This window comes from Veillonella rodentium (assembly GCF_900187285.1).
Taxonomy (GTDB): domain Bacteria; phylum Bacillota; class Negativicutes; order Veillonellales; family Veillonellaceae; genus Veillonella; species Veillonella rodentium.
In genome coordinates this window covers 1,416,795-1,440,391 of record NZ_LT906470.1, presented here as the reverse complement: position 1 = coordinate 1,440,391, position 23,597 = coordinate 1,416,795, and the positions used below count along the sequence as shown (strand labels likewise).

Here is a 23,597-nt window from a genome sequence, read left to right as displayed (position 1 = left end):
GTTTATTATGCTTAAAGGCAATTCCGGTGTCAATCATGTAGATGGTATGGTGCCGTTCACACAATTATTTGCATATGGTTTGCAGCACGTGTTGGCGATGTACGCCGGTGCTGTGGCAGTACCGATTATTATTGCCCAAGCCATGCATTTACCGATTGAAGATTTGATTCGCTTGATTACGGCCGATTTGTTTACCTGTGGTATCGCCACATTGATTCAAACATTAGGCTTCGGCCCGGTCGGGGGACGTATTCCTCTAATTCAGGGGGTAACATTTGCCTCTGTAGGACCTATGATTATGATCGGTCAACAACATGATATTACCACCATTTATGGTGCGATTATCGTAGCGGGCCTGTTCACCTTCCTTGTAGCACCGTTTTTCAGCCGTTTGATCCGTCTGTTCCCGCCGGTTGTAACGGGGACAATTATTACAATCATTGGTATCAACCTGATGCCTGTTGCTGTTAACTGGATGGGCGGTGGCGTAGGTAATCCGAACTTTGGCGATCCGCTCTACATCGCACTCGGTGTGGCGACATTTATTATCGTTGTATTAACCTATCGTTTCGGTAAAGGATTCCTTGGAAATCTGGCCATCTTGGTAGGGCTTATTCTCGGTACCGCATTGGCTATGATTGCGGGTATCACTGATTTCTCCGAAGTAGGCCGTTCGCAATGGGTTTCTGTTGTTCAGCCATTCTATTTCGGCTTACCGACATTTGATGTCGCTTCAATTCTGTCTATGATCGTCGTAATGCTTGTAGTTATGGTGGAAACGACAGGTGATAGTATCGCTGTTGGTGAAATCGTAAATAAACATATCGGTCAGAAAGAATTGGCAGCTGTTCTCCGTGCTGACGGTTTATCCACCGTCATCGGTGGGGTTCTTAACAGTTTCCCTTATACAGCGTTCGCTCAAAACGTAGGTCTTATTGCCGTAACACGTGTAAAAAGTCGTTTCGTTGTTGCCACTTCCGGCGTTATTCTAATTTTATTAGGCCTTTTTCCTAAGTTGGCAGCTATCGTCGCTTGTATTCCGAATGCCGTATTAGGCGGAGCGGGGATTGCCATGTTCGGTATGATTATTGCCAGCGGTATCCGCTCTCTCGGTAAAGTTAGCTTTGATAATAACTATAACTTGATGCTTGTTGCTATCAGTATCGGTGTATCCATGATTCCGCTTGCAGCACCTCAATTTTATGTACACTTCCCGGCGTGGGCTCAAATTTTATTGAAGTCCGGGATTACAGCAGGTAGTATCGTTGCTGTTATTTTAAATGTTTTATTCAACGGATTTGGTTATAAAACTGTGAATCAGCCGAATTGTGCGGCTAAAAAATATGGTCACTTTACACGGTTTAAAGGATTCCCTAAACATTTCTATCAATAATTCATATATCATCATAATAATTTTGAAAGATTTGTTTATGAATTAGATAGAACCGCTGGGTTTTAAGACTCAGGTTTCTATATAGCACGTGTTTTATCCTGCACAACGGAAACGCCTCTCTCTAATATTATTTAGAGGGAGGTGTTTTCATGTCTATATATGGTATAGTACGGAGGTTTGGTATATAATTAAATAATATTGTGATAAGGAGATACATTATGAAGAGCGAGCGATTTATAGTTACGTATCGAATAGCAGCAAACAGTTACGATGATGCAAAAGCTATTGCCGAGGCCGTGCAAGTGGAGCAAACGATCGAGTTTCCCTACGAATTTGTAACGGATGAATATATTAAAGAGCACATAACGGGACAGTTGGTGTCATTAGAACCGATGAAAGGTGATTCGCCCTATGCAACGGTGGGAGTGATGCCGGAACAAACCGTGTTGGAGGAGTCTTACTATGTGGCACGTATATCCTACGCGGTAGAAACGACAGCAATGGAGGCGACTCAGTTTCTTAATGTCATCTTCGGGAATTCATCATTACAACCTTATATCTGGGTAGTTGATATAGAATTATGCCCTTCATTATATGCGAAATTTAAGGGGCCGCGCTTCGGACTAACGGGGATTAGAAATCTTGTGGGAACTCCGAAGCGGCCTATGATTCAAGCTGTTATCAAGCCTATGGGGACATCTAGTGCAGAGCTGGCGCGTATGTGCGGCGCATATACACGTGGCGGTGCGGATGTGATTAAAGATGATCACGGTATCTCCAATCAGTCCTTTTCTGAATTTCGTGATCGCATTTCCCGTTGTGCCTATACGGTACAGGAGATGAATGCCGCTCATGGTACAAAGACCTTATATGCGGCCAATATATCCGGTGATGGTCCTGAGGTTATGGAGCGGGCACAGTTTGCAAAGGAAGCAGGTGCGACAGCCCTCATGGTGGCCTCCGGTTTGATAGGTTTTGGATGGTTACATGTGTTGGCTACGGATGAAACATTAGGCCTGCCGATTATCAATCATCCTGCGCTCTCGGGATGTTATGTGAGTCCGGGAATATCCGGTGTGGCTGATTATTTACAGTTGGGCTTGTTTCCTCGATTGTTCGGTGCCGATATGCCGATTTTCGTGTCTTACGGCGGACGTTTTACTTTCACACAGGATCAATGCCAACGGATTAGCAGATATATAAAAAATCCTACCGGGCCTTTGAAAGCTGCATGTCCGGCGCCGGGAGGGGGCATTACCGATACGAGGTTAGCTGAATTGGTCGGCTTATACGGGAACGATACGATGTTCCTCGTCGGCGGCGATATGTTCCGTCGAGGTCCTGATATTGAATCGAATATGGCGTATTTTGTGAATCGTTTAGATGAACTATCCGATTTATAAATAATGATAATATGTATTTTTATATGAATACAAATGGTGAAAGCGTAGCTTTTCATATCTATTCATAATGACAATAATTTAAAGTAGCTTTCATAATTTATAGTATGGTGATTAATTACAATGAAACTAAATTATAGTGGATATAATGGAGCGGTTTGATGGGTGAGTCCTCGCAGTTGGAGGTGCACGTTATTGCCAGCGGTAGCAAGGGGAATTGTACGGTTGTCAAGAAGGGCGCTTCGGTCATATTGCACGATGCGGGTATCAGCTGTCGCCGCATTGTGAACGGTCTGAAAGAATTACATATTGATATGGCTCAGGTTGAGGGGATATTTATCAGTCATGAACACAGTGATCATATTGCCGGGTTACAGCAGTTATTAAAACGTTTTGATATTCCCGTATATACGAAGATGGGGACGTGGCGTGAAATACAAGCCAAGCTGGATGTGCCGAAACATCAGTTGATACCGATAACAAAGGGAAGTATCGCATTGGGAAAATTGACGGTGGAGCCTTTTGCAGTCAGTCATGATGCGGCGGATCCCATCGGCATTAATGTGTTTTCCGGAACTGATAAGGCTACTGTCGTTACCGATACCGGAGTTATTACGGACGATATATTACATCGCCTCGACGATACGACGTTGCTTGTATTGGAGGCGAATTATGATCCGCACATGTTGCAGTTTGGTCCTTATCAACCGTTTTTAAAGCAGCGCGTGTCCGGAGATTTCGGCCATTTGAGTAATGAAATGGCGGCACAGGCCTTGCTTATGATGAAGCGACCTGATTTTATGCAGGTTATCCTGGCACATCGTTCGGAAAACAATAACAATCCTGTTCTTGTAACGCAGACTATAGGACGGATGCTCGTTGACGGAGGTGTCAAAATCGGGCCGGAGATGAAGTTGCAGCACGGTCAACCTAATGAAATCGTATCGATGAAGGCCGTGATGAAGACCGAACAGAAATAATGGGGAGACAGTATGAGATTTTATGTGGTATGCATCGGAAAATTAAAGGAGTCTTATTTGCGTGACGGCGTGGCTGAATTTGTAAAGCGCATGCGCCCGTACGGCGGCATTACGATTGCCGAACTCGGTGAAAGTAAAATCGGAGATCGAGCCGGTGATGCGGAGCGTAAGCAGGTGGTCGATGATGAAGGGGAACGCTTGCTGAAAGCGGTACCTAAGAATTCCTATACGGTGCTTCTCGATGTGTACGGACAAACCATGTCATCTGAGAATTTGGCGAAGACAATTGCTAAATTGGAAGTAGACGGTGTCAGTGATATGACCTTCATCATAGGTGGTGCTTTTGGCGTCAGCGACGCATTACGAGGTGCGGTCAATTGCAAATTGTCTTTCAGCCCGATGACCTTCACTCATCAAATGGTGCGATTACTCCTGGTGGAACAAATTTACAGAGCCTCTAAAATCAATCGGAATGAACCGTATCATTGGTAGTGTTTTGTTCTGTATAAAAGTGCTGTTATGAGATAAGAGAAATCTCATAAATTTTTGAGATAATACTTTTATAAAAAAGGAGTTTCATTATTTCATAGCGAATAGTATAATTAAGCAAGATATATTTTAAGGAGGAATTCACTATGAAAATCCAAGAGGTAATGAATAAATATCCTGTTACTATTGGCAAAGAGGCGCCAATCTCTGATGTGGCTGATTTATTGGTTAAATATAATTTAACGGCTGTATCCGTAGTGGATGACAACAATAAATTGCTGGGCATCATATCCGAAGGGGATTTACTGTATAAAAAGGTGCGTCCTCATGTGCCTCATTATGTAAATGTATTAGGTGCCAGCATCTATTACAATGGTATTGGTGAATATAATTCCCAGTTTAAGAAATTACTTGCATCTCATGTTCATGAATTGATGACTGATGAAGTGATTACTACTACGCCGGATAAAGATGTGGAGGAAGTCGTTTCCGTCATGTTGGATCAACATTTGAAGAATGTTCCGGTGGTGGATAAGGATTACCATTTAATCGGTATCTTGTCTCGGCGTGACATCATCAAATTGATTGCAAAAGATAATTAATAGGAATAATTTTAAAAATTTTACAAGGACCATCCGAAGGGGTGGTCTTTTAGTGTATATAGAGATGAATTGCATTGACTTTGCATTTATGTTATTATTAGGAGTGCATAATATACTACAGAAATTTGGGCGTTTCGCCCTTCAAGGAGGACATATTTTAAATGAAAGCAACTGTAAATCCTGTTGATCAACACGTGGTAACGTTAACTATTGAAGTACCTGCGGCAGAAGTAGATAAAGGCATTAAACAAGCTGTAAAACGCATTGCAGGTCAAGTAAATATCCCAGGTTTCCGTAAGGGTCATGCACCACGTCGCATCTTGGAAATGAATTTCGGGAAAGACGCTATCTTAGAAGAAGCATTCGAAGTATTAGCTAATCAAAACTATAGTGCAGCACTTCGTGAAAATGATATTATCCCTGTATCCGAACCTGAAATCGAACGTGAACAGTTCGAAGAAGGCAAAGATTTGATTTTTAAGGCGACTGTAACAAAACGCCCTGAGGTTAAACTCGGCGATTATAAAGGCCTAGAAGCTGAAAAACAGGATGCTACAGTAACTGACGAACAAATTGAAGAACAATTGAACAATATCCGTGAACAACAGGCGACTATGGTTGTTGCTGAGAAAGGCGCAAAAATTCAGAAAGACGACTTTGCAGTAATCGACTTCGCAGGTACCGTTGACGGTAAACCGTTTGATGGCGGTGAAGGTAAATCCTATCCGTTACAGATCGGTTCCGGCAGCTTCATTCCCGGCTTTGAAGATCAATTGATCGGTGCAAAAGCCGGTGATGATGTAACCGTAAAAGTAACATTCCCTGAAGACTACTTCGTGGCAGAACTTGCCGGTAAAGAAGCAGAATTCAAAACTCATATTCATGACATCAAACGTAAGGAATTGCCTGAATTAAACGATGAATTCGCTAAAGGGGCAAGCTCTTACGAAACGTTGGATGAATTGAAAAAAGATCTTCGCACGAAAATGGAAGAAGAAGCATCCCGTCGTGCAATCGATACTTATAATGCTGATTTGATTCAAACAGCTGTAAAAAATGCGACTGTAGACATTCCGGAAGTAATGATTACTGATCGCGTGGAACAAATGATTCAAGAATTGGCTATGAACATGGAAGGTCGTGGCTTGAAACTTGATGATTATTTAAAATTCTCTAATAAAACTATCGAAGATTTACGCGCCGAATACAAAGATTCTGCAGCTGAAAACGTACGTGCCGATTTGGTATTGGACGCAATCGCTACTGCAGAAAATATGGAAGTAACTCCAGATGATATGAATCGTGAAATCTTCGTTATGGCCCAAAACTTCGGGGCAGACCCTAAAGAAGTTTGGGATATTATTGCAAAAGAAGGTCGTGTAGCTATGTTGGCAGGCTCCGTAGCACGTAAAAAAGCAGCTCGATTCATTATTGATAATGCAAAGGGTGCTGAAGCAGCTAAATAATAGCCTGATCAACCAGATATACGAATAGGTGAATATATGTATGTACCAATCGTAGTTGAACAAGGAGAACGCGGAGAGCGCTCCTATGATATTTATTCTCGCTTGTTGAAAGACCGCATTATTTTTCTCGGCGGCCCTATTGATGATAATGTAGCAAATGCGGTTATTGCGCAAATGCTCTTTCTTGAAGCGGAAGACCCGGATAAGGATATTCATTTGTATATCAATAGTCCCGGCGGTGTCGTAACCGCCGGCATGGCTATTTATGATACGATGCAATACATTAAACCGGATGTATCTACTATTTGTGTAGGCTCCGCTGCCAGTATGGGTGCCGTTTTATTGACAGCCGGTACAAAGGGTAAACGGTATGCACTGCCTCATGCACGCGTTATGATTCACCAACCGTTAGGTGGCGTACAAGGGCAGGCATCTGAAATTGAAATTCATGCTCGTGAAATTCTTCGTATGCGTGAAGAACTGAACGGTATCTTAGCGGCTCGTAGCGGACAAGATATTGACGTTGTATCGCGTGATACGGATCGAGATAATTTTATGAGTGCTCAAGATGCCGTTGAATACGGCTTAATTGATGAGGTACTCACAAGAGAACCTGTAGAAAGCAAGTAGTGGAGGCGTCCATTGGCAAAAGATAAGGAAAGTATGCGCTGCAGTTTTTGTGGACGTACCAGTGAAGAAGTCCGCAAATTAGTGGCGGGTCCGAATGTATATATCTGTGATGAATGCGTTGAGGTTTGTGAACGAATCATTGCCGATGAACTGGGTGACATCGAATCGGATTTCGAATTGCAAGAATTGCCGACGCCAAGAGAAATAAAAGCTCATCTTGACGAATATGTCATCGGTCAGGATGATGCGAAAATTTCTTTAGCTGTGGCTGTATATAATCACTATAAACGATTACAGACAGATAATGTAGTCGATGATGTGGAGTTACAGAAGGCGAATGTATTATTCATTGGCCCTACCGGTAGCGGTAAAACGCTTTTAGCCCAAACATTGGCAAAAATGTTGCAAGTTCCATTTGCCATTGCCGATGCTACCAGCCTGACTGAAGCCGGTTATGTAGGGGAGGATGTGGAAAACATTCTTCTTAAATTGATTCAAGCTGCAGATTATGATATCTCTCGTGCCGAACGAGGCATTATCTATATAGATGAAATTGATAAAATTGCTCGTAAGTCTGAAAATCCTTCTATTACACGTGACGTGTCAGGCGAAGGTGTTCAACAGGCATTGCTAAAAATTCTGGAAGGTACTGTTGCATCAGTCCCTCCGCAAGGCGGACGGAAGCATCCTAATCAGGAGATGCTGCAAATCGATACGACAAATATCCTGTTTATTTGCGGCGGTGCTTTTGACGGTATGGATAAGGTTATTACCAAACGTACCGCGAAGAAAACTCTTGGGTTTGGTGCTGATGTGCAACGTACAGAAGAACGTAATGTGTCAGCTATCTTAAAAGATGTTGTATCTGAAGATTTATTGAAATTTGGTCTGATTCCTGAATTCATCGGTCGATTACCCGTGATGGTAACGTTGGATCAGTTGGATCGGGACGCATTGATTCAAATTCTGACAGAGCCTAAGAATGCATTAACAAAACAATATGAAAAAATTCTTTCCCTCGATGGGGTGGAATTAACTTTCACTGAAGATGCATTAGAAGAAATCGCTGATGAAGCTTTGCAGCGAAAAACAGGTGCTCGTGGTTTGCGTGCTATCATTGAAAAGGTGATGAAACGCGTTATGTATGAAGTTCCTTCGATGCCGGAGGTAACAAAGTGCATTGTTAATCGTGAATCCGTATTGAGCACAGGTGAACCTATACTCAAAAATGAGGCAGACCAAGACATCCAGTTGAAATCGTAATTCTAAGAAACTCATTTCTGTGTAGGAATGAGTTTCTTTTCATAATATAAATACCTGGAGGACCTATGAATTTACTCGAAATTGGGATCCCTACCGTACCTCTAAGAGGTATGGTCGTATACCCGAATATCGTGATTCACCTCGATATCGGTCGAGACAAATCCATTAAGGCGGTGGAAGCCGCAATGAACGAGGATCGCATTTTAGCCGTCGTAACTCAAAAAGATGATGCTGTAGATGCACCGACAGTTCATGATTTAGCCCAAATGGGCACATTGGTGAAAATTAAACAAATGTTGCGCTTACCAGGTGGTATAGTACGTGTTCTTGTAGAGGGCATCACTCGTATTCGACTTATGAATATTACCAGCATGGACCCTTATTATGTGGGGGATTATGAACGAGTGGCGTCTGAGTTTGAAGATGATGTGGAATTAGAGGCCTATCGTCGTTTAGTGCAAGCCAAGTTTAACGAGTGGGTAGAAGAAGCTAAAACCATTACCGATGAGGGGGTAACCCGTGTAATGGAGCTCCGTGATCCATGTGAATTGGCGGATCAAGTCGCTTTCCTCTTGCCTATTAACAACTTGAAGCGCCAGGAATTACTTGAAGAGCTATCTGTTGCAAGACGCCTAAATATGATTGTGGGTATCTTGAATATGGAATTACAAATTTCCGATTTGGAGAATTCAATTAATAATCAAGTACGGCAATCCATGGAAAAAGCACAGAAAGAATATTTCTTGCGCGAAAAAATTCGAATCATCCACGATGAATTGGGCGATAAAGGTGATCCGGAGGAAGAGGCTGAGGAGCTACGCACCCAATTGAAGGCATTGAACCTCAGCGAGGATGTACATACGCGCATCGATAAAGAAATTTCTCGCTATAGCCGGATGCCGCAGTTGATGCCGGAAGCTACGATTTTACGGAACTATTTGGATTGGGTGTTGTCCTTGCCGTGGAATGAGTTGAGTGAAGATCGACTCGATATTAAAGAGGCCGAATCAATCCTTGAAGCAGATCACTACGGGCTTGAAAAGGTTAAGAAACGCATCCTCGAATTCCTTGCGGTACGTAAGCTGACCGGTAAAAATAGCGGTTCAATTCTCTGTCTGGTGGGCCCTCCCGGGGTTGGTAAAACATCACTGGCTACATCGATTGCGAAGGCAATGAATCGTAAGTTTATCCGCGCTTCCCTGGGCGGTGTGCGGGATGAGGCGGAAATCCGCGGTCATCGTCGCACGTATATCGGGGCGTTGCCGGGGCGAATGATTCAAGGTATCAAGAATGTGGGGACGAAGAATCCTGTTTTCCTTTTAGATGAAATCGACAAATTAGCTTCTGATTATAAGGGTGATCCGTCCTCGGCATTATTGGAGGTATTGGATCCTGAACAAAACAGTACATTTAGCGATCATTTCATCGAAGTACCGTTCGATTTCTCGGAGGTGTTCTGGATTACTACGGCTAACGTAGCATCCAATATTCCTGGACCATTATTGGACCGTATGGAAATTATCGAATTATCCAGCTATATGGAAGAAGAAAAGCTGGAAATCGCAAAGCGCTATCTGGCACCTAAACAAATCAGGAAAAACGGTCTTGAGAATTATAAGGTGAAATTATCTGATGCTGTATTGAGAAAGGTGATTTCCGAATATACTCGCGAAGCGGGTGTCCGTACCTTAGAGAAAACAATCGCCAAGATTTGTCGTAAAATTGCTTTCAAAGTCGTTGAAGAAGGTGGTGACGCACCGAAAGTGACTACAAAGAATCTTCACGAATTTCTGGGAGCTCCGATTTTTATCGATCAGGAGCGGGAAAAGAAACCGCAAGTCGGCTATGTGAACGGCTTGGCATGGACCTCTGTTGGCGGTGTTGTATTGCCGTGCGAGGCGACGACGATGGACGGTACCGGTAAACTCGCTCTTACGGGCAGCCTCGGTAAGGTAATGCAGGAATCCGGTCAAGCGGCGATGAGTTATATTCGCCATAATGCAAAAGCCTTGAAAATCAATGAGGACTTTTACAAGAAGCTCGATATTCATGTGCATTTACCGGAAGGGGCGACCCCTAAGGACGGTCCTTCCGCGGGGATTACTATGACACTTGCGATGGTATCAATTTTAACGGGGAGAAAGGTACGTGCCGATATTGCCATGACCGGTGAGATTACATTGCGTGGGCGCGTACTGCCTATCGGCGGGTTGAAAGAAAAATTATTGGCTGCATTGTCCTACGGGGTGAAAGAAGTCTTGATTCCGAACGGTAATGAAAAGGATATAGCAGAATTACCTGATATTGTTAAGGAAGGACTCATCATTACAACCGTAAAGACAATGGATGAAGTATTAGCAAAGGCACTTGTATAATGCAAAAAAAGAAAAAATCCATTAAACATATGGGCCCGAAACCGCAATATACACGAAAAGAAGTTAGTGGGCCCCGTATCATAGCAGCAAAATATAATACATCCTGTGTAAAGGCTGATCAATATCCTGAAGGTGATACAGTAGAAATCGCTTTTTTAGGCCGCTCCAATGTGGGAAAATCTTCCTTGATAAATTCGTTATGTAATCATCGGGGACTGGCACTTGTCAGCGGACAACCGGGGAAGACAAAAACAATTAATTATTTTGATATTGAATCAAAAGAAGTCATTTCCGAGACGGAAGAACGCAGATACAATTGGTTTCTTGTGGATTTGCCGGGCTATGGCTTTGCAAAGACCAATAAAGGAAATCGAAATTTGTGGGCCTCGTTTATTGCCGATTATATTCTAAATTCTGAACGATTGATGTTATTATGCCTGCTTATCGATGGGCGCCATCCTGGGATGCCCATCGACAAGGTGGCTTACGATTGGCTTATAGAGGCAGGCGTACCTTTGCAGATTATAGTAACTAAAGCGGATAAGCTGACAGCAAAGGAAAAGTCAGTGAATCTTGCCATTATTAAGGACTTGTATCCGACGGGGACCCCGCCTATTTTATACAGCTCTTTAAAACATACGGGGCGTGAGTTGTTGCAACAGCGGATTAATAAGGTTTTAGTAGGAGAGGAAGCATGAGTCAGACCAATGAAATAGAGATTATGGAACGCATGGCTCTAGATTTAGAGGAGGTTGAAGAGTCTCTCGCCGCATCTTTTAATACCGGCTCGGAGGATTTCAACGCACTGATCAGACCTTTATCCGCCGCAGGTGGAAAGCGGTTACGTGCTCAACTATGTCTGCTCATAGCTAATGCGGGACAATCGATTGAGTCTGAACGTATAAAAATCGCTGAAGCCGTTGAAATGCTTCACCTGGCGACACTCATCCATGATGATGTATTGGATCAGGCCAAAATTCGTCGCGGTGAAGAAACGATTCATATGCATAAGGGTAATAAAGTAGCTATTCTTAGCGGTGATTATCTGTTTGCAAAGGCTTTTCGCATTGTTTCGGAAATGCCGTCGATGAAGTATCTCCAAGTTTTTTCTCATATTATTACATGTCTTGTAGAAGGTGAATTTATGCAGATGGAGGACGTATATCGTATCGATCAGGGGATTGAGCGGTATATGATAAAAACGCAGAAGAAGACGGCGGACTTCATGGAAGGTTGCATGGAATTAGGCGGCTTATTGGGCGGCTGGCGCGATACGGAAATCGTTGAGCTCAAAAAATATGGTCACGCATTGGGGATGGCGTTTCAGATCACAGATGATATTATGGATTATCGGGAAACGTCCGATACGACAGGAAAACCTGTAGGCAATGATTTGCGCGAAGGTTTATTGACCTATCCGTTATTGAGCATTGTTAATGATACGAATAAAGATAAATTGTTAGCCGATATCAAGATTCTTAATAATGGTGGAAATGAGCAGCAAATTATCGATTATGTTATCGCCGAAGGTGGTATAGATAATACATTGGCGGTAGCTGAAAAATATTGTAAGGATGCATTGGCTGCGCTTAAAGCCGTACGGGATTTTCCGGGAAAGGAATTTCTCGTTATGGCCGTTGAGAAGTTAGCCGATAGAAAGGTATGATATGGAACCGTTCGAATCAAAACCGGATTTCGAATATCCTATACAGAAACCTTCCTTTGATAGTGTAGTCCGTCAAAAGCGCCGTGAGGCGAAGCTAAAGGCGGAGCAAGAACGATATAAGGTGGCGAATCAGCAAACACCTGAAAATGATGAGGTGGAACCGGTTTATACGGCCATCGAACAGCAGATGATGGATGAAGCGCGGGAAATATCCCTGGTTGGGCATTTGTCAGAACTGCGTAAACGACTTATCATTATGGCTGTGGCCATCATTATAGGCACATGTATTTCTTATTATTATGTGGACTTATTACTGGAAATACTGTTAAAGCCGGCCGGTAAGCTGTATTATATGCGCCCTACAGAGGCTTTCTTTACGTATATGAAAGTATCCGTTGTGGGGGGACTCGTTATTGCGGCTCCTGTCATACTGCATCAGATATGGCTATTTGTTAAGCCTGCACTGACTGCGCGAGAAAAGCAGCTATCTAACTGGATCTTACCTGTTGCGATTGGTCTATTCGGGATAGGTATTGTTTTTTCTTATTTTCTCGTACTGCCGGCGGCGGTAAAGTTCTTTATGGGCTTTGCTACGGACGAATTACAACCGATGTTTTCCATCGGGCAGTATCTGGATTTTGTTTTATCTTTTGTATTACCTTTCGGATTTATTTTTGAGTTGCCGTTGATTTTGATTATATTAGGTTATTTTAACTTAATTACATCACGCTTCTTAAAGAGTAAGCGAAAAATATTTATTCTTATATCCTTTATCATAGGCGCCGTTATTTCACCTACACCGGATATGTTCTCGCAAACGATGATTGCATTGCCTATGATATTGCTGTATGAAACGAGCCTGTTTGTGTTGGCTAAGATTATGAAGCGCTAAGGAGTTTATTTAGGAGGAACGATGAAGACCTACGAAAATTTAACTACATATAATCCCGGTGAAATAGAAGGGAAATGGTATTCCTTTTGGGAAAATAAGGGATACTTTCACGAAGAAGTAGATTCAAGTAAAGAGCCGTTCAGCATCGTTTTACCGCCTCCTAATGTAACGGGGATGCTTCATATGGGGCATGCGCTGGATAATACATTACAGGATATTCTCATCCGTTTTAAAAGAATGCAAGGTTATAACGTATTGTGGATGCCGGGGACAGATCATGCCGGTATTGCAACGCAAATCAAAGTAGAGGAAATGCTCGCAAAAGAAGAAGGGAAAACCCGCTATGATTTGGGGCGTGAAAAATTTGTAGAACGCGTATGGGAATGGAAAAAAGAGTACGGCGATACAATCGTAAAACAGATTCGCAGTCTCGGTGCATCCTGTGACTGGTCTCGCGAACGATTTACCTTGGATGAAGGCTATTATCATGCAGTGCGTGAAGTATTTGTAAGCTTATATGAAAAAGGTTTGATTTATCGCGGTGAACGCATCATTAACTGGTGCCCTCGCTGTGCAACGGCTCTGTCGGATGTAGAGGTGGAACATGAGGACGAAAACGGTCATTTGTGGCACATTAAGTATCCTGTGAAAGGTGAAGATAATCGTTTTGTTATCGTTGCCACCACACGTCCGGAAACTATGTTCGGCGACGTGGCTGTAGCGGTAAATCCTGATGATGATCGCTATAAAGACCTCCTCGGTAAAACATTGGTATTACCATTTGTAAATCGTGAGATTCCGGTTATCGCCGATGACTATGTAGACTCCAGCTTCGGTACGGGTTGTGTAAAAATTACGCCTGCTCATGATCCTAATGACTTTGAAATGGGGCAACGTCATAATTTGGACTCCATTGTTGTCATGAATAATGATGCCACAATGAATGAAGGGGCCGGTAAATTTAATGGCATGACTCGCGAAGAGGCTCGTAAACAAGTTGTGGCAGAGCTAAAAGAAATGGGCCTGCTTGAAAAAATCGATGATCATAATCATGCGGTGGGACATTGCTCCCGCTGTCATACGATCATCGAACCGATGGTATCTAAACAATGGTTTGTGGATATGAAACCATTGGCCGAACCGGCTCTCAAGGTTGTTAAAGATCATGAAGTGGAGTTTGTACCTGAACGTTTTACAAAAACGTATGTCAACTGGCTTGAAAATATTCGGGACTGGACGATTTCCCGTCAATTATGGTGGGGTCATCGTATTCCTGCGTGGTATTGTGATAATTGTGGTGAAACTATCGTCAGCCGTGAGGATATCACGGAATGTCCTCATTGTCATGGACCCGTAACGCAAGATCCTGATGTGCTTGATACATGGTTCAGCTCCGGTTTGTGGCCTTTTGCGACCATGGGATGGCCTGAACAGACGGCGGAGCTTAAACAATGGTATCCGACGAGCGTTCTTGTGACCGGTTATGATATCATCTTCTTCTGGGTTGCCCGTATGATCTTTATGGCTCTTGAGTTTGAACATGAAATTCCGTTTAAGCATGTATTTATTCACGGACTTGTTCGCGACAGTCAAGGCCGCAAGATGAGTAAATCTTTAGGGAACGGTATTAACCCTCTTGAAGTAATCGATCAATTTGGTGCTGATGCGTTGCGCTTTACCCTTGTGACGGGTAATACGCCGGGCAATGATATGCGTTTCTATATGGAACGCGTTGAGGCAAATCGAAATTTTGCCAATAAGATATGGAATGCTTCAAAATTTGTATTGATGAATCTTACGAATTATGATGAAAGTTTCGTTCCAACGACAGATGATTTGACATTGGCGGACCAATGGATTATTCAAAAATACAATGAAACAGTTCAAAGTGTAACCTCTAATCTCGATAAATTTGAACTGGGTGAAGCGGCCAGCTCCGTATATGATTTTATCTGGAATACGTACTGTGACTGGTACATTGAATTGGCGAAACCTCGTTTGTACAGTGACAGCAACGAACGCGATCGCCGTACAGTTCAATACCTGCTTGTAACAATCTTGCGCCACATGCTTGAACTGTTGCATCCGTTCATGCCGTTCGTAACGGAACATATCTGGCAACATTTGCCTCATGAAGGGGAAAGTATTGTCATAACAAAATGGCCGGAAGCGTTAGATTTTGGGAATCTTGAAAGTGCAGCTCGCCAAATGGAAGTCATGATGGATGCTATCAAAGGCATCCGTAATATGCGCGCCGAAATGAATGTACCGCTAGGTAAAAAAGCTGAGGTTATTGTGGCGCCTACAGATGAATCCTTGGCTCAAGTGGTAGCGGATCACAAAGATTATTTTGTAACATTGGCTTGGGCTGAAAAGGTGACTATCCTCGGTGCTGATGATGCAAAACCGGAAAATGCGACTGTAACAGTTGTAAACGGTATGGAAGTATATCTTTTGCTTAAAGATCTTATCGACGGTGCAAAGGAAAAAGAGCGCATTGCGAAGGAAAAAATTCAGATGGAGAAAGAAATTTCCCGATTGGAAGGTAAACTTTCAAATACAGGATTTCTTGCAAAGGCACCGGAAGCCGTTGTAGCTAAAGAAAAAGAAAAGTTGGAAGAGTATAAACAGAAACAACAGGCATTATTGGAACGGGAAGCGTTCCTCGAAACCTTATAGGAGGTTTATATGACATATAAAGAGGCCTTAGCCTATTTGGAACAGGCATCATCATTTGGTATTAAACCGGGACTGGAGCGGATTACAGCCCTCATGGAGGCTCTTGGAAACCCGCAGGAGGACTATAAAATTGTTCATGTTACCGGAACCAATGGTAAGGGCTCGGTAACGACATATATTTCCTATGCATTATTTACAAGCGGATTACGGGTGGGGCGATTTACATCGCCTCACCTTCAATCCTATACGGAACGAATTCAAATCAACGATGCGAATATTACGGAAAATGCTTTTGCTGAGTTGATTTGTCGTGTAAAGGATGCTGTGGATCGTATCATACGGGATGGGGTTGAATCGCCTACACAATTTGAGATGTTGACAGCAGCCGCGTTTTTATTCTTTAAGGAACAAGGTGTAGATTATGCTGTTGTCGAGGTCGGTCTCGGAGGTTTACTTGACTCCACGAATATCGTCACACCGGAGATATCGGTTATTACAAATGTGTCGATCGATCATCAGGCCTATTGCGGAGATACGGTGGAAGAAATTGCACGGCATAAAGCGGGAATCATCAAGTCTCACGTGCCTGTAGTTACAGCCGCGCAGGATGCACCGTTTCGAGTTATCGAAGACACTGCTAAAGAGAAACATGCTAAGCTGTATGCTTTCAATAAAGATTTCGGTATCGATAGTCGCAGTGCGGTGACCGGCGGTCAGATGATTACCGTCAGTGCAGATCACGAAGCTCCTGCTATGTTATTTACGACGATGGCCGGGATTCATCAATCCGTGAATCTTGCCTGCGCATTGATGACGGTTCGCCTGTTGATGCGGAAAGATTCACATATCAGCGAGGAAACGATGCGTGAAGGATTTGCACGTGCAACATGGCCGGGACGCTTTGAAGTGAGACCTGTACTTGGTCGCACCTTTATTTTTGACGGAGCTCATAATGCGGCCGGTGCGGAAGCTTTTAATCTGACATATGCGGAACTGTTTAAAGACAAGACGAAGACACTAGTGATGGCTATTTTGCGGGATAAGGATGAAGAGGGTATCATTCGGGAAGTAGTTAAATCGGGTGATACGGTTATCGTTGTACCGGCTCCGACAGAACGTACCGAGGTGCCGGAAACGTTGGTAACACGCATTCGTACGGTTGTACCAAACGTAACGGCTCAGACGGCGGATTCCGTAACGGAGGCTTTATCCTTGGCATATAAACATACGCAAGCCGGTGATATTATTGCCGTATGCGGATCTCTGTATATATTAGGGGACGCTCGGCAATGGCTCAGCCATGAGTTGAGTCATTAAGGTGAGATTATGGAACTAGCACTTCTCCCTAATCATAAAAAAATATCATTTTATATAGAGCGCCTCATCTATGCTGTTGTAGTATCTATGCCGTTACAGCCGATGGTGGGGGATGTTTTGTTGTGGACTGCTATCGGCTTTGCGCTGTACGATCTTATTTCGAAAAAATCGCTTAGCCTGCCTACGGGATTTCTATCCTGGAGCGTCATGGTTTTTGTGGCTTGGACAGGACTTTCAGCAATATTATCTGACCATTGGGGATGGGCTGTTTCGAGCTGGCTTTATCAAATCGTAGCCGGCGGTGGTATGTATTATCTGGTCCGTACCTATATTCAAAGCCCGAAACAGTGGAATTACTTCCTCCGTGCCTTTTTAGGTGCTGCCGTTCTTGTCTGTCTGATCGGCATCTATCAGTATATATTTATTCCTAATATACATATTAAAGACTGGGTGGATGCTACACAGTTTCCAAAATTGATGAGGCGCATGGCCTCGACCTTGCAAAACCCTAATTTGCTCGGTGCTTACCTGTTGATGGTGCTCAGTGTATGTATCAGCTATATTCTGGTGTATATGAAGTGGCAACGGACTCGGGAGGTCGTATCCATGTCGGTCATCGGCATTATCCTGTTTTTGACGATGTTACTGACCTATTCAAGAGGCATTTGGATCAGTTTTGCGGCGATGATTCTGTATTGGGCTATTTTTGTAGAGCGCAGACTATTTTTATCCTTGTTGGCTATACCGCTTATTTTATACTGCTACGAAGGTGAGGTTGCATCTCGTTTGTGGTCAATCTTTCAAGGCCATGATACATCAGCCGACTTACGTTGGGCTCTATGGGATAGTACCATGTACATCGTGCGGGAACATCCCGTTTTCGGTATAGGATGGAATACATTTTTCCTGGTTTATCCGAATTATAACTATTATATTCAGGCTCCTCATGTGCTGATGTACCATGCACATAATTTATATTTGAATATATTAGCCGAGACGGGTATCCCCGGATTATTAACATTCCTCACGGTTATTATCGGTCATGTGGTAACCGCCATTCGATTGAAAGGCGACTTATTCTGTCAGGCTGCACAGATCGGTGTGGGCGCTCTCGCCATAGGTGTTCTATTTAGCGGACTATCGGACTTTGAACTTTACAGTCATCAGGTGACCATTACATTTTGGCAGCTCTTAGGATGGGTAGGGGCTTTTGTGAAAGTGGAATTTATACAAAATGAGAATACCGCCGCATCCAAAGATGCGTAAATAACAAGTGCCGATGGTAGCTATACAACTTTATAAATGGTATAATTTATACATACCTTGAGTAGGTCTGTATGTTATTCAACATAAACCGATTTTCTAATGTTAGACATAATTACACATTATAGTTTTACATTTGAAAATCGGTTTTTTGTATCTCAATGTAATGATATGAGGGAGGTGTATTGTAGAATCCGTAGTATAGTATATAGTGCTATTTTATATTTGGATTTTTCTATATCTTGTATATGAAATTTCTGATTGCCCATAAAATATTACTATATACTGAGTATATCGATAATTCCTGTGAGTTATAACGGTGTGAATGTATCTTATATAAAAATGTGAAAATTGATGACTTTTAGTCATAATGCATAGGGGAAGTGTGATAAAAAATACATTTTAGTCATATAAGTTGACAATACACCTGTAATAGGACTACGATGAAGTCGGTTTAAGGAACGTATTAGACCAAAGAGATTCAATTGTCGTTTAACAATGTTACTCTTAAAGGAGATGGTTATGGTGATAGACATCAAAGACCGCGTAAAAAATGTGGACCTGCAAGGTAAAATTGTCACTGCTTATGATGCAGCTCAGTTGATTAACCCTAATGACAAAGTTGGTATTTCCGGCTTTACACCATCGGGCTATGCAAAAGTTGTACCATTGGCTTTGGCAGAACGAATGGAAAAGGAACCATTCAAAATCGATTTATGGACAGGTGCTTCTGTAGGTGATGAAGCTGATGGTGCGTTAACACGTGCTAATGGTATTAATCGCCGCTTTCCATATCAAACCAATAAAGATATGCGGAAGGCTTTAAATGGTGGGGATGTTAAATATGTCGACATGCATTTGAGCACAATGGCACAAAATATTCGTTACGGATTCTTCGGAGATTTGGATGTAGCGATTATTGAAGTATGTCAAATCAACGAAGACGGTTCTTTAGTACCGACCACATCTGTTGGTAATTCCCCGACATTTGTCAGTCAGGCTAAAAAAGTTATCGTAGAAGTGAATGTATCTCAACCATTATCTTTAGTTGGCATGCACGATATCTATGAACCGTTGGACCCACCACATCGTAAACCAATTCCGTTGGAACAGGCCGGAGATCGCATCGGTACAGATGCAATCCCTTGTGACCCTAGCAAAATTATTGCCGTGGTTCCGAGTGATGTACCTGATACAACTAGACCTTTGGCTGCTATTGATGATGATGCAAAGGCGATGAGTCAGCATCTTATCAAATTCTTTGAACAAGAAATTGCAGAAGGCCGTTTGCCTCAAAACTTGCTTCCATTGCAATCCGGTGTAGGTTCTGTAGCAAATGCCGTAATCAGCGGCTTGGCTCAAGGCCCGTTCAAAGATTTATCCATTTATACAGAAGTAATTCAAGACGGTATGTTTGATTTAATCGATGCTGGTAAGGTAACAGTATGTTCCGGTACTGCATTGAGTCCTTCTCCGGATGGGTTGAAACGTTTCTATAATAATATCGATGAATATCGTAAAAAGATTATTCTTCGTCCGCAAGAAATTTCCAACAACCCTGGTATCGCTCGCCGTATTGGTGTCATTGCCATGAATACCGCTATCGAATTTGATATTTTTGGCAATGTAAACTCTACTCATATCATGGGTAGTAAAATGATGAATGGTGTTGGCGGATCTGGTGACTTTGCACGTAGTGCATATCTCACTATCTTCTGTACTAACTCCGTTGCTAAAAATGGCGACATCAGTTCTATCGTTCCATATGTATCCCATGTGGATCACCCAGAACATGACACTATGATTTTCTGTACAGAACAAGGTGTTGCCGATTGTCGTGGTTTGAGCCCAGTGGAAAGAGCTCGTTTAATCATTGAAAAATGTGCTCACCCGGACTACAAACCAATGTTAACTGAATACCTAGAAAAAGCATTAGCAGCAACAAAAAATGCCCATACACCTATGTTGCTTGACGAAGCTCTTTCTTGGCATAAACGCTTCACAGAAACTGGAAGCATGAAAAAATAACCTGTTTTATTAGGAGGATGATGAAAACATGGCTTACGAAAATTTAAAAGCCCAAATTGCTGAGTACAACAAACTTTGTGACGAAAAATGCGTAAAAACTCCAGAACGTCAAAACTTGAAATACAATCGTGTATATACTCCGGTTGATATCGAAGGCTTTGACTATGAACGTGATTTGGGTATGCCTGGCGAATATCCATATACTCGTGGTGTACAACCTACTATGTACCGTGGCCGTTTCTGGACAATGCGTATGTATGCAGGCTTTGCAACTGCTGAAGAATCCAACAAACGTTACCGTTACCTTATCGAATCCGGTGCAACAGGCTTGTCCTGTGCATTTGATTTGCCTACACAAATCGGTTATGACTCTGATGATGTAATGGCTGAAGGCGAAGTTGGTAAAGTAGGCGTTGCTATTGACTCCTTGGCAGATATGGAAATCTTGTTCGACGGCATCGACCTTGGTAAAGTATCCACATCCATGACAATCAACGCTCCAGCGTCTGTTTTGTTGGCAATGTATATTGCAGTAGCTGAAAAACAAGGTGTACCTTCCACTGAATTGAAAGGTACAATTCAAAATGATATTTTGAAAGAATACGCAGCTCGCGGTACTTACATTTTCCCTCCAAAACCATCCATGCGTTTGATCACTAATATCTTCGAATATTGTTCTCAATACGTTCCTAAATGGAATACTATTTCCATCTCCGGTTACCATATCCGTGAAGCAGGTTCCACGGCAGCGCAAGAAATCGCATTTACAATTGCTGATGGTATCGCATACGTAGAAGCAGCTTTGAAAGCTGGTCTTGATGTTGATACATTCGCTGGTCGTCTTTCCTTCTTCTGGAATGCTCATAACAACGTACTCGAAGAAGTTGCTAAATTCCGCGCATCTCGTCGCTTGTGGGCAACAATCATGAAAGAACGTTTTGGTGCTAAAAAACCAAAATCCATGATGCTTCGTGTACATACTCAAACAGCTGGTTCCATGTTGACTGCACAACAAGTTGATAACAACATCGTTCGTGTTGCGCTTCAAACTGCAGCTGCTGTAATGGGCGGTACTCAATCCTTACATACAAACTCCCGTGACGAAGCTTTGGCTCTTCCTACAGAAGCATCTGTACAAGTAGCTCTTCGTACTCAACAAATCGTGGCTTACGAATCTGGCTTGGCTGACGTAGTTGACCCATTGGGCGGCTCCTACTATGTTGAAGCTATGACTAACGCTATCTATGACGAAGCTATGGCATACATCAAGAAAATTGATGAAATGGGCGGCGCTGTAGTAGCAATCGAAAAAGGCTACATCCAAAAAGAAATTCAAGAATCCGCTTACAAATGGCAAATGGAAGTTGAATCCGGCTTACGCACAATCGTTGGCGTAAACAAATTCCAAGTTGAAGAAGAAGCACCAAAAGATCTTCTTCGTGTAGATGCTTCCGTTGGTGCTAACCAATCCAAGAAAACTCAAGCGGTTCGTGCTAAACGTGATCAAGTAGCAGTTGATGCGGCATTGGCAGCACTTAAAGCGGGCGCAGCTGACGAAAACGTTAACTTGATGCCATTAATTCTTGAAGCAGTAAAAACATATGCTACTTTGGGTGAAATTTGTAATGTGTTGCGCGAAGTATTCGGTGAATACGAAGCTCATTCCACATTATAATATCGGCTAATTTCGGAGGTAATAAATCATGGCAGAAAAACGTATTAGAGTAATTGTAGCAAAACCAGGTCTTGATGGTCATGACCGTGGTGCAAAAGTAGTAGCACGCGCTCTTCGCGATGCTGGTTTCGAAGTAATCTATACAGGTCTTCGTCAAACTCCAGAACAAATCGTTGAAGCAGCTCTTTCTGAAGACGTTAATGTAGTAGCATTATCTCTTCTTTCCGGCGCTCATAACACATTGTTCCCTAAAATTGTTGAACTTTTGAAAGAAAAAGGCATGGGTGATGTATTAGTTATCGGCGGCGGTGTTATCCCTGACGCTGATATCCCTGGCTTGAAAAAAGCCGGCGTAGCTGCTGTATTCACTCCTGGTACACCAACCGGCGATATCGTTAAATTCATTAAAGAACACGTGAAATAATTAATTTAATGGGTGAGAGGGACTCAACTGTGCGGCTGAATCCCTCTATTCCCATATTTTAAGATAGGTGGTGAGGCGAATGGATTTAGTTAAAGAACTATTTGAGGGTTCTCGACTAGCCTTAGCACGGTCCATTACTGCTGTAGAGAATGAGTATGATAATGCCATCGATATTATGAAGGCCATTTATCCTGAAACAGGTCGTGCTCGTATTCTCGGTATTACAGGGGCCCCTGGTGCCGGTAAAAGTACCTTGACCGATAAAGTTGTTAAACATTATTTGGATCAGGGGAAAAAAATTGGCATCGTTGCCATCGACCCGACTAGCCCATTCTCGGGTGGTGCTATCTTGGGGGACCGTATTCGAATGAATGATTTGACGTTAAATGAAAATGTATTTATTCGAAGCATGGGGACACGCGGTAGTTTAGGCGGCTTGTCTAAAAAAACTGCGGACGTTGTCAAGCTGATGGATGCCTTTGGTATGGATCTCGTCATCATTGAAACCGTAGGTGTAGGACAATCGGAAGTGGATATCGTAAAAAATGCGGATACCACATTAGTTGTTCTTGTGCCTGGCCTTGGTGATGATATTCAAGCAATTAAGGCGGGGATTCTTGAAATTGGCGATGTATTTGCTATCAACAAAGCGGATCGGGACGGTTGCGATCGTTTGAATGTTGAAATCGAGATGATGCTTGATCTCGATTCTCGCGAAGTCAAATGGAGACCTCCGATTAAGCGTACTGTTGCCAGCAAAGATCAAGGTGTAGATGAACTCATTGAAGCCTTGGATGAACATTTTGAGTATCTTGAAGACTCTGGTGAGTTGGAGGCTCGCCGGGCAGAACGTACGCGTGATGAAATCATCGCGATGATTAATGAGCAAATTGGTCGTTATGTGGCGGAAAAAATAGTCACTAGCGATGAATTTAATAGCCAAGTGGCAGCTGTAAATGAGCGCACCAGCGATCCATATACAGTTGTTAACGGCGTTATGTCAAATGTGCTAAAGTAGACGGCGACTACATAGCATGAGAGATTTAGCCTTATAA

Annotated in this window: 19 protein-coding genes; all 19 read left to right on the top strand. The window is 42.8% G+C overall.

The window, feature by feature from the left end:
• The first annotated feature begins 7 nt into the window (after nucleotides 1-7).
• The 19 genes from CKV62_RS06615 (at nucleotide 8) to meaB (ending at nucleotide 23,560) form a co-directional block, all read left to right on the top strand.
• Nucleotides 8-1,393, top strand: a complete 1,386-nt coding sequence (locus CKV62_RS06615) for a nucleobase:cation symporter-2 family protein (RefSeq protein WP_095066253.1) — start codon at nucleotides 8-10, stop codon at nucleotides 1,391-1,393.
• A gap of 218 nt (nucleotides 1,394-1,611) precedes the next feature.
• A complete protein-coding gene (locus CKV62_RS06610; protein ID WP_095066252.1) occupies nucleotides 1,612-2,796 on the top strand; it encodes a RuBisCO large subunit C-terminal-like domain-containing protein in 1,185 nt (394 codons plus the stop codon).
• A 158-nt stretch (nucleotides 2,797-2,954) separates the two neighbouring features.
• Nucleotides 2,955-3,773 carry an MBL fold metallo-hydrolase gene (locus CKV62_RS06605; RefSeq protein WP_095066251.1) on the top strand — a complete coding sequence of 273 codons (819 nt, stop codon included), beginning with the start codon at nucleotides 2,955-2,957 and terminating at the stop codon, nucleotides 3,771-3,773.
• A gap of 12 nt (nucleotides 3,774-3,785) precedes the next feature.
• Nucleotides 3,786-4,265: a 23S rRNA (pseudouridine(1915)-N(3))-methyltransferase RlmH gene (rlmH, locus tag CKV62_RS06600; RefSeq protein WP_095066250.1), complete on the top strand. Its 480-nt coding sequence runs from the start codon at nucleotides 3,786-3,788 to the stop codon at nucleotides 4,263-4,265.
• A 143-nt stretch (nucleotides 4,266-4,408) separates the two neighbouring features.
• Complete coding sequence (locus CKV62_RS06595) at nucleotides 4,409-4,864, top strand: CBS domain-containing protein (protein WP_054673782.1); 456 nt, start codon at nucleotides 4,409-4,411, stop codon at nucleotides 4,862-4,864.
• Between the two features lie 161 nt (nucleotides 4,865-5,025).
• Complete coding sequence (gene tig / locus CKV62_RS06590; protein WP_038115750.1) at nucleotides 5,026-6,330, top strand: trigger factor; 1,305 nt, start codon at nucleotides 5,026-5,028, stop codon at nucleotides 6,328-6,330.
• A 36-nt stretch (nucleotides 6,331-6,366) separates the two neighbouring features.
• Nucleotides 6,367-6,960: an ATP-dependent Clp endopeptidase proteolytic subunit ClpP gene (clpP, locus tag CKV62_RS06585; protein WP_095066249.1), complete on the top strand. Its 594-nt coding sequence runs from the start codon at nucleotides 6,367-6,369 to the stop codon at nucleotides 6,958-6,960.
• Nucleotides 6,961-6,972: 12 nt separating this feature from the next.
• Entirely contained in the window at nucleotides 6,973-8,223 is a 1,251-nt protein-coding gene (gene clpX, locus CKV62_RS06580) for an ATP-dependent protease ATP-binding subunit ClpX (RefSeq protein WP_095066248.1), read from the top strand.
• Between the two features lie 65 nt (nucleotides 8,224-8,288).
• Nucleotides 8,289-10,598, top strand: a complete 2,310-nt coding sequence (lon, locus tag CKV62_RS06575; RefSeq protein ID WP_095066247.1) for an endopeptidase La — start codon at nucleotides 8,289-8,291, stop codon at nucleotides 10,596-10,598.
• Nucleotides 10,598-11,296, top strand: coding sequence for a ribosome biogenesis GTP-binding protein YihA/YsxC (yihA, locus tag CKV62_RS06570; RefSeq protein ID WP_095066246.1), 699 nt, complete (start codon nucleotides 10,598-10,600; stop codon nucleotides 11,294-11,296). Before lon ends, yihA begins: the two co-directional genes overlap by 1 nt.
• Nucleotides 11,293-12,264 carry a polyprenyl synthetase family protein gene (locus tag CKV62_RS06565; protein WP_095066245.1) on the top strand — a complete coding sequence of 324 codons (972 nt, stop codon included), beginning with the start codon at nucleotides 11,293-11,295 and terminating at the stop codon, nucleotides 12,262-12,264. Before yihA ends, CKV62_RS06565 begins: the two co-directional genes overlap by 4 nt.
• A 1-nt stretch (nucleotide 12,265) precedes the next feature.
• Complete coding sequence (gene tatC, locus CKV62_RS06560; protein ID WP_095066244.1) at nucleotides 12,266-13,156, top strand: twin-arginine translocase subunit TatC; 891 nt, start codon at nucleotides 12,266-12,268, stop codon at nucleotides 13,154-13,156.
• A 21-nt stretch (nucleotides 13,157-13,177) separates the two neighbouring features.
• Nucleotides 13,178-15,835: a valine--tRNA ligase gene (locus CKV62_RS06555; RefSeq protein WP_095066243.1), complete on the top strand. Its 2,658-nt coding sequence runs from the start codon at nucleotides 13,178-13,180 to the stop codon at nucleotides 15,833-15,835.
• Between the two features lie 9 nt (nucleotides 15,836-15,844).
• Nucleotides 15,845-17,152 carry a bifunctional folylpolyglutamate synthase/dihydrofolate synthase gene (locus tag CKV62_RS06550; protein WP_095066242.1) on the top strand — a complete coding sequence of 436 codons (1,308 nt, stop codon included), beginning with the start codon at nucleotides 15,845-15,847 and terminating at the stop codon, nucleotides 17,150-17,152.
• A gap of 9 nt (nucleotides 17,153-17,161) precedes the next feature.
• The gene (locus CKV62_RS06545) at nucleotides 17,162-18,418 is read left to right on the top strand and encodes an O-antigen ligase family protein (protein WP_095066241.1); all 1,257 of its coding nucleotides are present in this window, start codon (nucleotides 17,162-17,164) and stop codon (nucleotides 18,416-18,418) included.
• A 519-nt stretch (nucleotides 18,419-18,937) separates the two neighbouring features.
• Entirely contained in the window at nucleotides 18,938-20,443 is a 1,506-nt protein-coding gene (locus CKV62_RS06540) for an acetyl-CoA hydrolase/transferase family protein (protein ID WP_038115734.1), read from the top strand.
• 28 nt (nucleotides 20,444-20,471) lie between these two features.
• Nucleotides 20,472-22,118, top strand: a complete 1,647-nt coding sequence (locus tag CKV62_RS06535; protein WP_095066240.1) for an acyl-CoA mutase large subunit family protein — start codon at nucleotides 20,472-20,474, stop codon at nucleotides 22,116-22,118.
• A 28-nt stretch (nucleotides 22,119-22,146) separates the two neighbouring features.
• Nucleotides 22,147-22,542 (top strand): cobalamin B12-binding domain-containing protein, encoded by a 396-nt coding sequence (locus CKV62_RS06530; RefSeq protein WP_054673772.1) that lies wholly within the window; start codon nucleotides 22,147-22,149, stop codon nucleotides 22,540-22,542.
• Between the two features lie 79 nt (nucleotides 22,543-22,621).
• On the top strand, nucleotides 22,622-23,560 hold the full coding sequence (meaB, locus tag CKV62_RS06525; protein ID WP_095066239.1) for a methylmalonyl Co-A mutase-associated GTPase MeaB: 939 nt from the start codon (nucleotides 22,622-22,624) through the stop codon (nucleotides 23,558-23,560).
• The last annotated feature ends 37 nt before the right edge of the window (nucleotides 23,561-23,597 follow it).

What these genes read in the sequence shown, in the direction of transcription:
- CKV62_RS06615 (WP_095066253.1), top strand. Translation starts at nt 8, where the DNA reads ATGCTTAAAGGCAATTCCGGTGTCAATCATGTAGATGGTATGGTGCCG.
- CKV62_RS06610 (WP_095066252.1), top strand. Translation starts at nt 1,612, where the DNA reads ATGAAGAGCGAGCGATTTATAGTTACGTATCGAATAGCAGCAAACAGT.
- CKV62_RS06605 (WP_095066251.1), top strand. Translation starts at nt 2,955, where the DNA reads ATGGGTGAGTCCTCGCAGTTGGAGGTGCACGTTATTGCCAGCGGTAGC.
- rlmH (WP_095066250.1), top strand. Translation starts at nt 3,786, where the DNA reads ATGAGATTTTATGTGGTATGCATCGGAAAATTAAAGGAGTCTTATTTG.
- CKV62_RS06595 (WP_054673782.1), top strand. Translation starts at nt 4,409, where the DNA reads ATGAAAATCCAAGAGGTAATGAATAAATATCCTGTTACTATTGGCAAA.
- tig (WP_038115750.1), top strand. Translation starts at nt 5,026, where the DNA reads ATGAAAGCAACTGTAAATCCTGTTGATCAACACGTGGTAACGTTAACT.
- clpP (WP_095066249.1), top strand. Translation starts at nt 6,367, where the DNA reads ATGTATGTACCAATCGTAGTTGAACAAGGAGAACGCGGAGAGCGCTCC.
- lon (WP_095066247.1), top strand. Translation starts at nt 8,289, where the DNA reads ATGAATTTACTCGAAATTGGGATCCCTACCGTACCTCTAAGAGGTATG.
- yihA (WP_095066246.1), top strand. Translation starts at nt 10,598, where the DNA reads ATGCAAAAAAAGAAAAAATCCATTAAACATATGGGCCCGAAACCGCAA.
- CKV62_RS06565 (WP_095066245.1), top strand. Translation starts at nt 11,293, where the DNA reads ATGAGTCAGACCAATGAAATAGAGATTATGGAACGCATGGCTCTAGAT.
- tatC (WP_095066244.1), top strand. Translation starts at nt 12,266, where the DNA reads ATGGAACCGTTCGAATCAAAACCGGATTTCGAATATCCTATACAGAAA.
- CKV62_RS06555 (WP_095066243.1), top strand. Translation starts at nt 13,178, where the DNA reads ATGAAGACCTACGAAAATTTAACTACATATAATCCCGGTGAAATAGAA.
- CKV62_RS06550 (WP_095066242.1), top strand. Translation starts at nt 15,845, where the DNA reads ATGACATATAAAGAGGCCTTAGCCTATTTGGAACAGGCATCATCATTT.
- CKV62_RS06545 (WP_095066241.1), top strand. Translation starts at nt 17,162, where the DNA reads ATGGAACTAGCACTTCTCCCTAATCATAAAAAAATATCATTTTATATA.
- CKV62_RS06540 (WP_038115734.1), top strand. Translation starts at nt 18,938, where the DNA reads ATGGTGATAGACATCAAAGACCGCGTAAAAAATGTGGACCTGCAAGGT.
- CKV62_RS06535 (WP_095066240.1), top strand. Translation starts at nt 20,472, where the DNA reads ATGGCTTACGAAAATTTAAAAGCCCAAATTGCTGAGTACAACAAACTT.
- CKV62_RS06530 (WP_054673772.1), top strand. Translation starts at nt 22,147, where the DNA reads ATGGCAGAAAAACGTATTAGAGTAATTGTAGCAAAACCAGGTCTTGAT.
- meaB (WP_095066239.1), top strand. Translation starts at nt 22,622, where the DNA reads ATGGATTTAGTTAAAGAACTATTTGAGGGTTCTCGACTAGCCTTAGCA.